Origin of the sequence: Pseudomonas sp. Irchel 3F6 (genome assembly GCF_900187595.1) — a bacterium.
GTDB classification, from domain to species: domain Bacteria; phylum Pseudomonadota; class Gammaproteobacteria; order Pseudomonadales; family Pseudomonadaceae; genus Aquipseudomonas; species Aquipseudomonas siliginis.
Genome location: NZ_FYDP01000004.1, coordinates 555,861 through 567,913, shown reverse-complemented (window position 1 = coordinate 567,913; position 12,053 = coordinate 555,861). Strand labels below are relative to the sequence as shown.

11 protein-coding genes are annotated in these 12,053 nt (G+C 60.9%); 7 read left to right on the top strand and 4 right to left on the bottom strand.

From position 1 onward, the window contains the following. The first annotated feature begins 97 nt into the window (after positions 1-97). From pqqA to CKW30_RS17090, 6 genes are all read left to right on the top strand, one after another. Complete coding sequence (gene pqqA, locus CKW30_RS17115) at positions 98-172, top strand: pyrroloquinoline quinone precursor peptide PqqA (protein WP_003444522.1); 75 nt, start codon at positions 98-100, stop codon at positions 170-172. Between the two features lie 81 nt (positions 173-253). Further along, positions 254-1,165 (top strand): pyrroloquinoline quinone biosynthesis protein PqqB, encoded by a 912-nt coding sequence (gene pqqB / locus CKW30_RS17110; RefSeq protein WP_095181402.1) that lies wholly within the window; start codon positions 254-256, stop codon positions 1,163-1,165. 135 nt (positions 1,166-1,300) lie between these two features. Beyond that, positions 1,301-2,053, top strand: a complete 753-nt coding sequence (gene pqqC, locus CKW30_RS17105; RefSeq protein WP_039757691.1) for a pyrroloquinoline-quinone synthase PqqC — start codon at positions 1,301-1,303, stop codon at positions 2,051-2,053. Then, positions 2,050-2,325: a pyrroloquinoline quinone biosynthesis peptide chaperone PqqD gene (gene pqqD / locus CKW30_RS17100; RefSeq protein WP_056786642.1), complete on the top strand. Its 276-nt coding sequence runs from the start codon at positions 2,050-2,052 to the stop codon at positions 2,323-2,325. The genes pqqC and pqqD overlap by 4 nt, the downstream gene beginning before the upstream one ends. Beyond that, a complete protein-coding gene (gene pqqE, locus CKW30_RS17095; protein WP_095181401.1) occupies positions 2,297-3,469 on the top strand; it encodes a pyrroloquinoline quinone biosynthesis protein PqqE in 1,173 nt (390 codons plus the stop codon). Before pqqD ends, pqqE begins: the two co-directional genes overlap by 29 nt. Next, complete coding sequence (locus tag CKW30_RS17090) at positions 3,435-5,234, top strand: S9 family peptidase (RefSeq protein ID WP_095181400.1); 1,800 nt, start codon at positions 3,435-3,437, stop codon at positions 5,232-5,234. The genes pqqE and CKW30_RS17090 overlap by 35 nt, the downstream gene beginning before the upstream one ends. Positions 5,235-5,376: 142 nt before the next feature. Here the strand turns inward: CKW30_RS17090 and CKW30_RS17085 are convergent, their stop codons facing one another. Both CKW30_RS17085 and CKW30_RS17080 read right to left on the bottom strand, forming a co-directional pair. Next, positions 5,377-5,535 carry a YqaE/Pmp3 family membrane protein gene (locus tag CKW30_RS17085; RefSeq protein WP_003228885.1) on the bottom strand — a complete coding sequence of 53 codons (159 nt, stop codon included), beginning with the start codon at positions 5,533-5,535 and terminating at the stop codon, positions 5,377-5,379. A 192-nt stretch (positions 5,536-5,727) separates the two neighbouring features. Continuing rightward, positions 5,728-6,954 carry an aspartate aminotransferase family protein gene (locus CKW30_RS17080; RefSeq protein ID WP_095181399.1) on the bottom strand — a complete coding sequence of 409 codons (1,227 nt, stop codon included), beginning with the start codon at positions 6,952-6,954 and terminating at the stop codon, positions 5,728-5,730. Positions 6,955-7,123: 169 nt separating this feature from the next. Here CKW30_RS17080 and CKW30_RS17075 point away from each other — a divergent pair, with 169 nt between their 5' ends. Next, the gene (locus CKW30_RS17075; RefSeq protein ID WP_056786630.1) at positions 7,124-8,038 is read left to right on the top strand and encodes a LysR family transcriptional regulator; all 915 of its coding nucleotides are present in this window, start codon (positions 7,124-7,126) and stop codon (positions 8,036-8,038) included. A gap of 228 nt (positions 8,039-8,266) precedes the next feature. Here CKW30_RS17075 and CKW30_RS17070 read toward each other — a convergent pair whose 3' ends face one another. Then, the gene (locus CKW30_RS17070) at positions 8,267-10,045 is read right to left on the bottom strand and encodes an acyl-CoA dehydrogenase C-terminal domain-containing protein (protein ID WP_041476717.1); all 1,779 of its coding nucleotides are present in this window, start codon (positions 10,043-10,045) and stop codon (positions 8,267-8,269) included. Between the two features lie 157 nt (positions 10,046-10,202). Beyond that, positions 10,203-11,999 carry an acyl-CoA dehydrogenase C-terminal domain-containing protein gene (locus CKW30_RS17065; RefSeq protein WP_095181398.1) on the bottom strand — a complete coding sequence of 599 codons (1,797 nt, stop codon included), beginning with the start codon at positions 11,997-11,999 and terminating at the stop codon, positions 10,203-10,205. Between the last annotated feature and the right edge of the window lie 54 nt (positions 12,000-12,053).

Below are 12,053 nucleotides of genomic sequence, written 5' to 3'. Positions count from 1 at the left end.
TGAGTAACATAGCCGCCTAACTAATTGGAACATCACCGCGCTGCCGTGGACTATAACTATGGATAGCGCTATCCCAACCCTCAGAAGGAGACATCTCATGGCCTGGACCAAACCTGCTTACACCGACCTGCGTATCGGCTTCGAAGTCACCATGTACTTCGCCAGCCGCTGAGTTCTGCCTAGGCAGAATCGCAGTGCAACGCCTCGGCTCGCCGAGGCGTTTTATTTTCCGCGTTGAAATGATGGAGCGTTCATGTTCGTCCAGATTCTGGGTTCGGCCGCCGGTGGCGGTTTTCCGCAGTGGAACTGCAACTGCGTCAACTGCGCAGGTTTTCGCGACGGCAGCCTGAACGCCAAGGCCCGCACCCAATCGTCCATCGCCATTTCCGATGACGGCGTGAACTGGGTGCTGTGCAATGCCTCGCCGGACATCCGCGCGCAACTGCAAAGCTTCGCCCCGATGCAACCGGGCCGGGCCCTGCGCGACACCGGCATCAGCGCGATCATCCTGATGGACAGCCAGATCGACCACACCACCGGCCTGCTCAGCCTGCGCGAAGGATGCCCGCATCAGGTCTGGTGCACGGACATGGTTCAGGAAGACCTGAGCACCGGTTTTCCCCTGTTCAAGATGCTCACCCACTGGAACGGCGGGCTGGACTGGAACCGTATCGAGCTCGACCAGAGCTTCACCGTAGCCGCCTGCCCGAATCTGCGTTTCACCCCGTTGCCGTTGCGCAGCGCCGCGCCGCCGTATTCGCCGCACCGTTTCGATCCGCATCCGGGCGACAACATCGGTTTGATCGTTGAAGACCTCAACACTGGCGGCAAGCTGTTCTACGCGCCGGGACTGGGCAAGGTCGATGCGCCGTTGCTGGAAATCATGGCGGGCAGCGATTGCCTGCTGGTCGACGGCACGCTGTGGGATGACGATGAAATGCAGCGCCGTGGCGTCGGCACCCGCACCGGTCGCGAGATGGGCCATCTGGCACAGAACGGCGCCGGCGGCATGCTCGAAGTGCTGGAGCAGTTGCCCGAGCAACGCAAGGTGCTTATCCACATCAACAACACCAACCCGATCCTCGACGAGGATTCGCCGGAGCGTGCCGAACTGGCGCGGCGTGACGTTGAAGTAGCGTACGACGGCATGAGTATTGTGTTGTAGCGACCGGCCTCTTCGCGAGCAAGCTCGCTCCCACATTGGCTCTGTGGCGTACACAAAACCTGTGGGAGCTGGCTTGCCAGCGATGACGTCCTGACAGACACCAGAGATTTCCAGGGTTGTTTCCGGAGAACAGACATGACCGACACCCCGCTGTCCCCCGCCGAATTCGAAGCGGCCCTGCGCGCCAAGGGCGCCTACTACCACATCTACCACCCTTACCACGTGGCGATGTACGAAGGCCGTGCGACCCGCGAGCAGATTCAGGGCTGGGTCGCCAACCGCTTCTACTATCAGGTGAACATTCCCCTGAAGGACGCAGCGATCCTCGCCAATTGCCCGGATCGGGAAATCCGCCGCGAGTGGATTCAGCGCCTGCTCGACCACGACGGCGCACCCGGTGAAGATGGCGGCATCGAAGCCTGGCTGCGTCTGGGCCAGGCTGTTGGCCTCGATCCGGACCAATTGCGCTCCCAGGAACTGGTGCTGCCCGGCGTGCGTTTCGCCGTCGATGCCTACGTCAACTTCGCCCGTCGCGCCAGTTGGCAGGAGGCCGCCAGCAGCTCGCTGACCGAACTGTTCGCGCCGCAGATCCACCAGTCGCGTCTGGACAGTTGGCCGCAGCATTACCCATGGATCGACCCGGCCGGTTATGAATATTTCCGCACCCGCCTCGGTCAGGCGCGGCGTGACGTCGAACATGGGCTGGCGATCACCCTCGAGCACTACAAGACCCGCGAAGGCCAGGAGCGCATGCTGGAAATTCTCCAGTTCAAACTGGACATTCTTTGGAGCATGCTCGATGCCATGAGCATGGCCTACGAACTGAACCGTCCGCCGTATCACAGCGTGACCGAACAACGGGTCTGGCATAAAGGAATCATCTTATGAGTTTCGACCGCAGCAAAGTGCCGAGCTGGCGCCCGGGCTATCGCTTCCAATACGAGCCGGCGCAAAAGGGTCACGTGCTGCTCTACCCTGAAGGCATGATCAAACTCAACGACAGCGCCGCACTGATCGGCGGCTTGATTGATGGTGAACGCGATGTCGCGGCGATCATTGCCAAACTCGACGAGCAGTTCCCCGGCGTGCCCGAGCTCGGTGACGACATCGAGCAATTCATGGAGGTTGCCCGTGCGCAGCACTGGATCGAACTTGCCTGATTCGTCAGTGCAAGTACCGCCGAAACCTGAAGTCGGCCTGCCCCTTTGGTTGCTCGCCGAGCTGACCTACCGCTGCCCGCTGCAATGCCCGTATTGCTCGAACCCACTGGATTTCGCCGAGCAGGGCAAAGAGCTGACCACCGAGCAATGGATCAAGGTGTTCCGCGAAGCGCGGGAGATGGGCGCGGCGCAATTGGGCTTTTCCGGGGGCGAACCGCTGGTGCGTCAGGACTTGGCCGAACTGATCCATGAAGCGCGGCAGCTGGGTTTCTACACCAACCTGATCACCTCCGGCATTGGCCTGACCGAGCAGAAAATCAGCGACTTCAAAAAGGCCGGGCTCGATCACATCCAGATCAGTTTTCAGGCCAGCGACGAGCAAGTGAACAACCTGCTCGCCGGTTCGAAAAAGGCCTTTGCGCAAAAGCTGGAAATGGCTCGCGCAGTCAAGGCCCACGGCTATCCGATGGTGCTGAACTTCGTCACCCATCGGCACAACATCGACAAGATCGACCGCATTATCGAACTGTGCATTGCGCTGGAGGCCGACTTCGTCGAACTCGCCACTTGCCAGTTCTACGGCTGGGCGCAGCTCAACCGTGTTGGCCTGCTGCCGACCAAGGAGCAACTGGTGCGCGCCGAACGCATCACCAACGAATACCGGGCCAGGCTGGAAGCCGAAGGGCATCCGTGCAAGCTGATTTTCGTCACTCCGGACTATTACGAAGAACGCCCGAAAGCCTGCATGAACGGCTGGGGCAGCATCTTCCTGACCGTCACCCCGGACGGCACCGCCCTGCCCTGCCATGGTGCCCGCCAGATGCCGGTGCAGTTTCCCAACGTGCGCGATCACAGCATGCAACACATCTGGTATGACTCGTTCGGCTTCAACCGTTTTCGCGGTTACGACTGGATGCCCGAGCCGTGCCGCTCTTGCGACGAGAAAGAAAAAGACTTCGGCGGCTGCCGCTGCCAGGCGTTCATGCTCACCGGCGACGCCAGTAATGCCGACCCGGTGTGCAGCAAGTCCGAACATCACGGCGTGATCCTCAAGGCCCGCGAAGAAGCCGAGACCGCCACTCAAACCATCGAACAATTGGCCTTTCGCAATGAACGAAACTCACGCCTCATCGCCAAGGGCTGAGCCTTTCAGCGCCGCCCAGGCCGTCGCCGCCGGAACCGACTTCGCCGAACTGCAGCTCGGCGCCCATGGCGTGTTCTGGAATGAATACCGCCCCGAGGATGCCGCGTGCCGAATCTGGCATTGGCGCGATGGCGCAGCGAAACGTCTGACGCCGGACGGTTTCAGCGTGCGTAGCCGCGTTTACGAATATGGCGGTGGTGCGTTTTGTCTGGCGCCTGACGGGGTGGTTTTCGTCAATGAAGCGGATCAGCAGATGTATCGGCAGGCGCTGGATGGCGAGCCGGTTGCGCTGACGTCGACTGACTGCCGCTACGGCGATCTGCAATTCGCCGCTGGCCGGGTATTGGCGGTTGAAGAGCAGCAGGATCGGCATCGCCTGGTGGCAATTGATCTGGCGACCGGTACGCGACAGGTGCTGGCCGAGGGTGCGGATTTTTATGCGTCACCAACGCTCAGCCCCGATGGCCAGCGGCTGGCGTGGATCGAGTGGAGTCGCCCGCATCAGCCGTGGACCTCGACGCGCTTGATGGTCGCGCAAGGCGATTTTTCTGCGCCTCGCTGTGTTGCCGGTACGCAGATGGAGGAGTCGATCCAGCAGCCGCGATTCGACGCTGATGGGCGGCTCTATTGCCTGACGGACCGTGACGGCTACTGGCAGCCGTGGGGCGAAACGACCGATGGCCTGAAAGCGCTGGCCAGCGTCGCGGCCGATCACGCGCCCGCGCCGTGGCAGCTAGGCGGCTGCACGTGGCTGCCTGTCGGTGATCAATTTTTAGCCAGTTGGAGCGAGGATGGTTTCGGTCGCCTGGCCCTTGGAAGTGAAGATTTCAGCGGTGACTACAGCCGCTTCCGCCACTTGGCGATGGATCAACAATTCATCTATTGCATCGCTGCATCGCCGACCAGCCCGTCGGCAGTGATCGCCATTGATCGTGTGTCGCATGCCGTGAAAATCCTCGCTGGCGGCGTGGCTCCATTGCCTGCCGAACGCATCAGCCGTCCGCAGACCTTGCGTTATCCGAGCGGCTCCGGCGAGGCGCACGGTTTCTTTTACCCGGCCATGAGCGGTGAAGCGAAACCTCCGCTGGTGGTGTTTATCCACGGCGGCCCGACGTCGGCGTGCTATCCGATACTCGACCCGCGCATCCAGTACTGGACGCAGCGCGGCTTTGCTGTCGCCGACCTCAACTATCGCGGCAGCAGTGGCTATGGTCGCGAATATCGCCAAGCGCTGCATCTGCGCTGGGGCGAGGTGGATGTCGAGGATGCCTGCGCGGTGGTCAGCTATCTCGCTGGCCAAGGTTTGATCGATGGTGACCGCGCGTTCATTCGCGGCGGCAGTGCGGGTGGCTACACAACGCTGTGTGCGCTGGCGTTCAGACAGGTTTTCCGCGCAGGCGCCAGCCTCTACGGCGTCAGCGACCCGGTCGCGCTGGCCCGGGCCACGCACAAGTTCGAGGGCGATTATCTGGATTGGCTGATCGGCGATCCCGAAGGAGATGCCGAACGCTATGCCTCCCGCACGCCACTGCTGCACGCAGACAACATTCGCGTGCCGGTGATTTTCTTTCAAGGTGAACTGGACGCGGTGGTCGTGCCGCAACAAACCCGCGACATGGTCGCGGCGCTGGAGCACAACGGCATCCCGGTCGAGGCGCATTACTACCCTGACGAACGCCACGGCTTCCGCCGCGCGGCCAACCAGGCACATGCGCTGGAGCAGGAGTGGACGTTTTATCGGCGGGTGATGGGGCTAACTGACTGAGCCCTCACTTTGAGACTGCGTCGCTCCAATCGCGGGCAAGCCCGCTCCCACAGGTTATTTGGTGTACACAAAAATTGTGATCACTCATAACACTGTGGGAGCGGGCTTGCCCGCGATAGCTATTGATCAGACGCCACTGGACTCAACGCTTGGCGATGATATACACCGCATGCACGATCCCTGGAATGTAGCCGCACAGCGTCAGCAGAATGTTCAGCCAGAACGCCCCGCCAAACCCGACCTGCAGAAACACGCCCAGTGGCGGCAACAGAATAGCGATGATGATACGAATGAAATCCATGGGGCAGCTCCTGAATGGGGGTTGGCTCACTTGAGCCATACAAGCTAATCGACACGCGCCGTTCGTCAGGGTTCATTACGCTTGCTATTTGATCGCCAGCACCACAAAAAAACGCCCCACGCCAAAAGAATCAGGCGTGGGGCGTGCGTTATACCGCGAGACGGTTCGGGTAATCGGTTGGGGCTGCTCAGCTCACACGGCAATGCCCTTGCGACATTGCACTTGGGCGGTGCGCACTCGCGAGAAGGCGCGGCCCAGGCGCAGGAGCATTTCGTCGATGTTGGCTTTGCTGACAGTGAGGGCCGGGGTGAAGCGCAGGCAGTCAGGCTGCGCGGCGTTCAATATCAGGCCTTCGTGAAGTGCGGCATGGACGACGGCGTCGGCGCATTCGTCGGACAGCGTCAACCCGTAAAACAGGCCTTGGCCGCGCAACTCGCCGTGGCCGTAGCGGTGCGCCAGTCGCGCAAGGCCTTCGCGCAAATGCTGGCCGCTGTCGTTAACCTGCTGGAGAAAGCTGCGGTCATGGATGCTGTCGAGCACTACCAGACCGGCCGCCGTCATCAATGCGTTGCCGTGATGGGTGCCGCTCAGCTCGCCGATGGCGAAACAACAGGCCTTGCCTCGCGCCAGCAAGGCCGCCAGCGGCAAGCCGCCGCCGAGGCCTTTGCCGAGCACGACGATATCGCCGCGAATACCGTAGGACTGTTCGGCGAGCAAGCTGCCGCAGCGGCCGATACCGGTCTGCACTTCGTCGAGAATCAGCAGAATGCCCAGTTCACGGCACAGTCGCTCGACCCCTTTGAGGTAGTGCCCGGTCGCGGGAATGACCCCGGCATCGCTCTGGATCGGCTCCAGCATGATCGCAACGGTCTGCGCGTCCACCGCCGCATGCAGCGCCGGCAGGTCGTTGAATGGCACTCGATCAATCGTCGCCAGACTGCGGCCATGACAACCCTGCTCAGCCATGATGATCCGCGAGGCGCCGCCGCGATGCAGCTGCCCCCATTTGCGCGCCAGTTTGATCGCCGCCTCACAAGCCTCGCTGCCACTGTTGAGCAGATACGCCTGTTCGCTGGACGTGCTGGCGCACAGACGCTCGGCGAGGCTGAGCATGCCGCGATTGTGCAGATTGCAGCCTGGATTGATCAGCGCCTGGGCCTGATTGGCGATGGCTTTGACCAGCGCCGTGGGGCTGTGGCCAAGGCTGTTGGCGCCGCCGGCCTGGGAAAAGTCGAGGTAGGCGCGATCGTTGCTGTCCCATAGCCATGAACCCTGGCCGCGAACGAACACTTGTTGCGGCCGATCGACGCTGGGCATCAGGCGTTGGGCATTGAGATGGTCGGTCATAGCGGATGGCCCCGCCTCGAAGCAGAGGTCATCCAGACTCGGCGTCTGACGCCGCAAACTGAACAGATTCATGCGGAAAAACCTCGCTGGAGGTTTTTTGAACTGCCTATGTAATCACGAACGAAGCAAATGGAACTCGTCACGCTTTCTGGCCCTGCAAGCCTTGTGAATGCGGTTAGACTAGGCGCGCAAACGGCTTCAGGCCATTTCGATTTCTCAGCCATTTCGATAAGCGCTACTTATGGATTTCAAACAACTGCGTTATTTCGTCGCGGTCTACGAAGAAGGCCATGTCGGCCGTGCGGCTGAGCGCTTGTCGATCTCGCAACCGGCGCTGTCGCAACAGATCCGTCAGCTGGAGCAGAACCTCGACGTAACCCTGTTCGAACGCAGCAGTAAACGCCTGCTGCCGACCCTCGCTGCGCATACGCTGTACAACCACGCGTTGCCATTGCTCGATGGCTTGCAGCGGGCGCGCGAGGCGTTGGGTAGTTTCAAGGGTCAGGCACTGCGCACACTGGCGATCGGTGTGTTGCAAACGGTGCACACCAGCCTTGTGCCGCAGATGCTCGAGCGTGTGCGCAAGGCGCAGCCGCATCTGGTGGTACAAATCTATGAACTGACCGGGCTGGAAATCGAACGGCGTCTGCTCAATGGTTCCCTGGACATCGGCATCAGCTATCTGCCACCGCGCCAACCCGGTCTGCACGGTGTGTTGCTATACGAAGATGAACTGACGCTGGTCATCCCGGCGGACCATCCCTTGCGCGAGTTCAAGAAGGTCTCGATGCGCCAGGCTGCAGAGCTGCCCATGTTGCTGCTCGGCGAAGAGTTCCAGATCCGACAGATCTGGCAGGCACAACTGACCAGCCTCGGACGACGCCCGCAGGTGCAGGCCGAGCTGAACACTATGCTGGGGATTCTCGACAGCCTGCCGCACACCAGGCTGGCAACGGTGCTACCGGGACGTTCGCAAAAGGAATACGACGATGAAGATCTGCTGTGGAAACCGCTGAGCGAGCCACGGGTGCCGTTGCAAGTTGGCCTGGTGTGCCGTGATGTGCAACGCCAGCAGGCCTCGTTGGCATTGCTGCGGACATTGCTCGAAGAGGTGATCGATCGCGAAACCAAGCAGCCCCTCGATCCGCTCGCCTGAAACTTTTCTTCAGGCAAAAGAAAACCCCGCCGAAGCGGGGCTTTGCAGACTGTTTCCCTGACATCCATTTCACTCCGCCACCCTGGCAGAATCCTACGTGTCCGTGTTGTTTACTTTGCGCTTCCTGCGCGACGTCCATGAAATGTAGATTAGCCGTGGATCCAATATACGGATATGGGAGAACAGCAGCACGTCACGTAAGCAAATGCTTACATGACGTCTACAGGATCAAAACTGTGCCGCATCCAGCAGGAACAGCGACTCGCTACCGGCCTTGACCGACGCGCTCAATGAGTGGATACGCGGCAGCAGACGGGCGAAATAGAAGCGCGCGGTGCCCAGCTTGCTCGCGTAGAAATCCTCTTGCGCTTCCTTGCCCAGCGCGGCTTTGGCCATCAACGCCCACATGTAGGCGTAAGCGGTGTAGCCGAACGCTTGCAAATATTCGACCGAGGCCGCGCCGATTTCGTTCGGATTGTTTTTCGCCCGGTCCAGCAGCCACGCGGTCAACTCGTCGAGGGTGTCGACGGCATCGTTCAACGGCTTGGTGAACTCGCCCAGATCAGCACTGGCGGTTGCGGTGAAATGGCGGATCTCGTCAGCGAACAGCTGGTAGAACGCGCCGCCACTGCCAACGATCTTGCGCCCGACCAGGTCCAGCGCCTGAATACCGTTGGTGCCTTCGTAGATCTGGGTGATGCGCACGTCACGCACCAGTTGCTCCTGGCCCCACTCGCGGATGTAGCCGTGGCCGCCGAAAATCTGCTGGCCGTGGACAGTGGTTTCCAGACCCAGGTCGGTCAGGAAGGCTTTCGCCACCGGCGTCAGCAACGCCACCAGATCTTCCGCGCGCTTGCGGGTGGTCGCGTCTTCACTGAACTTGGCGGTGTCCAGTTGCATCGCTACATACGTGGAGAACGCACGGCCGCCTTCGTTCGAGGCTTTCATGGTCAGCAGCATGCGCCGCACGTCCGGGTGAACAATGATCGGGTCAGCGACTTTGTCCTTGTTCTGCGCACCGGTCGGCGAACGACTCTGCAGACGATCGCGCGCGTATTCAACAGCGTTCTGATAAGAGCGCTCGCCCGTGGCCAGGCCTTGAATACCAACACCCAGGCGCTCGTAGTTCATCATGGTGAACATCGCCGCCAGGCCTTTGTTCGGCTCGCCGACCAAATAACCCACGGCTTCGTCGAAGTTCATCACGCAGGTCGCCGAGGCCTGAATGCCCATCTTGTGCTCGATCGAACCGCAGTTGGCCGGGTTACGCGCACCGAGGCTGCCGTCGGCATTGACCATGAACTTCGGCACCAGGAACAGCGAAATACCTTTTGGACCGGCCGGCGCATCAGGCAGCTTGGCCAGTACCAGATGAATGATGTTCTCGGTGAGGTCGTGCTCGCCGCCGGTGATGAAGATCTTGGTGCCGCTGACCTTGTAGGAACCGTCGGCCTGAGGTTCGGCTTTGGTGCGAATGATCCCCAGATCGGTGCCCGCGTGCGGCTCGGTCAGGCACATGGAACCGGCCCAGATGCCGGCGTACATGTTCGGCAGGTACGCAGCTTTCAGTTCTTCGCTGGCATGGGCATTGATCGACAGGCAGGCGCCGGCGGTCAGCATCGGGTACAGACCGAACGCGAGGCTGGCGGAGTTGACCATTTCTTCGACCTGCGCCGACACGGCTTTGGGCATGCCCATGCCGCCGTAGGCCGGATCACCGCCGACGCCGACCCAGCCGCCTTCGGCATAAGTCTGATAAGCCTGTGGGAAACCGGCCGGGGTGGTGACGGCACCGTCCGCCCAATGGCAACCTTCCTCGTCAGCGGCACGACTCAGTGGCGCGATGCTTTTGCTGGTGACCTTGCCGGCCTCTTCGAGAATCGCTTCAACGGTTTCGGCGTCGACGGTCTCGGCCAGCGCCGGCAGCTCGGCCCAGAGTTTGGCGACTTCGAACACTTCATTGAGGACGAAGCGCATATCGCGCAGCGGCGCTTTGTAGTCAGCCATGGCAAACCTCGCAAGATCTAAACAGGTGGTTCGTGGAATGATGTTTTCGTTGATCCGGAGTGTACCTCAACAACTTTTGCGACACATAGGGTCAACCGGTGACTGATTTGTTATTTTTGGTCACCGGAAAAAGATCGCCGCGATCTTTCGATCTGCTCTACAAAGCAAACGCCTGCGCCGGCAAATTCATCAAACAATCACTGCCCGCCTCGATCGCTGCCTGATGCGCAGCCGTACGCGGCAACAAACGCTTGAAGTAGAACTCGCACGTCGCCAGTTTGCCCTTGAGGAAATCAGCCTCACCCTCGCCCGCCTCCAACTGTGCCTGCGCAACTAACGCTATGCGCAGCCACAGGTAGCCCAGGATGATGTATCCGCTGTACATCAGGTAATCCACCGATGCGGCGCCGACTTCGTCCGGGTTCTTCATGGCCGCCATGCCGACCTTCATGGTCAGGTCGCCCCACTGTTGGTTGAGCCCGTTGAGTTGCGCGACGAAGCTGCCCAATTGCGCGTGGTCGGCGTTCGCTGCGCAGAACTTGTGGACGATTTTGGTAAAGCCCCGCAGCAGCTTGCCTTGACTGCCCAGCACCTTGCGCCCAAGCAGGTCCAGCGCTTGAATGCCGTTGGTGCCCTCATAGATCGGCGCAATCCGGCAATCGCGCACCATTTGCTCCATGCCCCACTCACGAATGAAGCCGTGGCCGCCGAATACTTGCATGCCGTGATTGGTCACTTCCAGCCCGGTGTCGGTCATGAACGCCTTGCAGATCGGCGTGAGGAACGCCAGCAGGTCTTCGGCCTCCTGACGCGCATCGGCATCGCTGCTCAGGTGCGCAACATCGAGCATCTGCGCAGTGAAATAGGTCAGCGCGCGGTTGCCTTCGTTGAAGGCTTTCATGGTCAGCAACATGCGTCGCACATCGGGGTGAACGATGATCGGGTCGGCAGGTTTTTCCGGCGATTTGGCACCGGTCAGGGCGCGCATCTGCAGGCGGTCATTCGCGTACTTGATCGCGCCCTGAAAACTCGCCTCGCCCAGACACAGCCCCTGCATGCCAGTACCAAGCCGCGCATGGTTCATCATGGTGAACATGCAGTTGAGGCCCTTGTTCGGCTCGCCGATCAAGTAACCCGTGGCGGCATCGAAATTCAGCACGCACGTAGCAGAAGCCTTGATGCCCATCTTGTGCTCGATCGAGCCACAGGAAACGCCGTTGCGCTCACCCGCTTCGCCTGCTGCATCGGGCAGAAACTTGGGCACGATAAACAGGGAAATGCCCTTGGTTCCGGCCGGTGCGTCCGGCAGCTTCGCCAGGACCAGATGGATGATGTTGTCGCTCAGGTCATGCTCACCAGCGGAGATGAAAATCTTGCTGCCGGTGATCGCGTAGCTGCCGTCGGCCCGGGGCACCGCGCGAGTCTTGATGATGCCCAGATCAGTGCCGCAGTGCGCTTCGGTCAGGCACATGGTGCCGGTCCACTGGCCAGCGGTGAGTTTGCTCAGGTAGGTGTCTTTCTGCTCGGCGGTGCCGTGGGCGTGGATCGCCGACATCGCGCCGTGGGTCAGGCCGGGGTACATGCCCCAGGACGTGTTGCTGGAGCCGACCATCTCGCTGATCACCAGCCCCAGCGAACTCGGCAACCCTTGGCCACCGTAAGCCGGATCAGCCGCCAAACCGTGCCAGCCGCCCTCGACATATTGTGCGAAGGCCTGCTTGAAGCCTGTAGGCGTTGTCACCACGCCGTTGTCGAAATGGCAGCCCTCTTCGTCGCCGCTGCGATTGAGCGGTGCCAGAACGTTCTCGCAGAACTTCGCGCCTTCTTCGAGGATCGCGCTGATCATGTCCGGGCTGGCGTCATGCGCGCCGAGACTGGCGTAGCTGGAGTGGAAGTCGAAGACGTGATCGATCAGAAAGCGCATGTCGCGCAGGGGAGCTTTGTACTCGGGCATGGTGGCTTCTCCGTCAGCAGATTTGTTCAACCTACTGCTGGCCACCACGCGCGA

Excerpts from the sequence above, each read along its gene's own strand:
- pqqB (WP_095181402.1), top strand. The coding sequence starts at position 254 with ATGTTCGTCCAGATTCTGGGTTCGGCCGCCGGTGGCGGTTTTCCGCAG.
- pqqC (WP_039757691.1), top strand. The coding sequence starts at position 1,301 with ATGACCGACACCCCGCTGTCCCCCGCCGAATTCGAAGCGGCCCTGCGC.
- pqqD (WP_056786642.1), top strand. The coding sequence starts at position 2,050 with ATGAGTTTCGACCGCAGCAAAGTGCCGAGCTGGCGCCCGGGCTATCGC.
- CKW30_RS17090 (WP_095181400.1), top strand. The coding sequence starts at position 3,435 with ATGAACGAAACTCACGCCTCATCGCCAAGGGCTGAGCCTTTCAGCGCC.
- CKW30_RS17085 (WP_003228885.1), bottom strand. The coding sequence starts at position 5,535 with ATGGATTTCATTCGTATCATCATCGCTATTCTGTTGCCGCCACTGGGC.
- CKW30_RS17080 (WP_095181399.1), bottom strand. The coding sequence starts at position 6,954 with ATGAATCTGTTCAGTTTGCGGCGTCAGACGCCGAGTCTGGATGACCTC.
- CKW30_RS17075 (WP_056786630.1), top strand. The coding sequence starts at position 7,124 with ATGGATTTCAAACAACTGCGTTATTTCGTCGCGGTCTACGAAGAAGGC.
- CKW30_RS17070 (WP_041476717.1), bottom strand. The coding sequence starts at position 10,045 with ATGGCTGACTACAAAGCGCCGCTGCGCGATATGCGCTTCGTCCTCAAT.
- CKW30_RS17065 (WP_095181398.1), bottom strand. The coding sequence starts at position 11,999 with ATGCCCGAGTACAAAGCTCCCCTGCGCGACATGCGCTTTCTGATCGAT.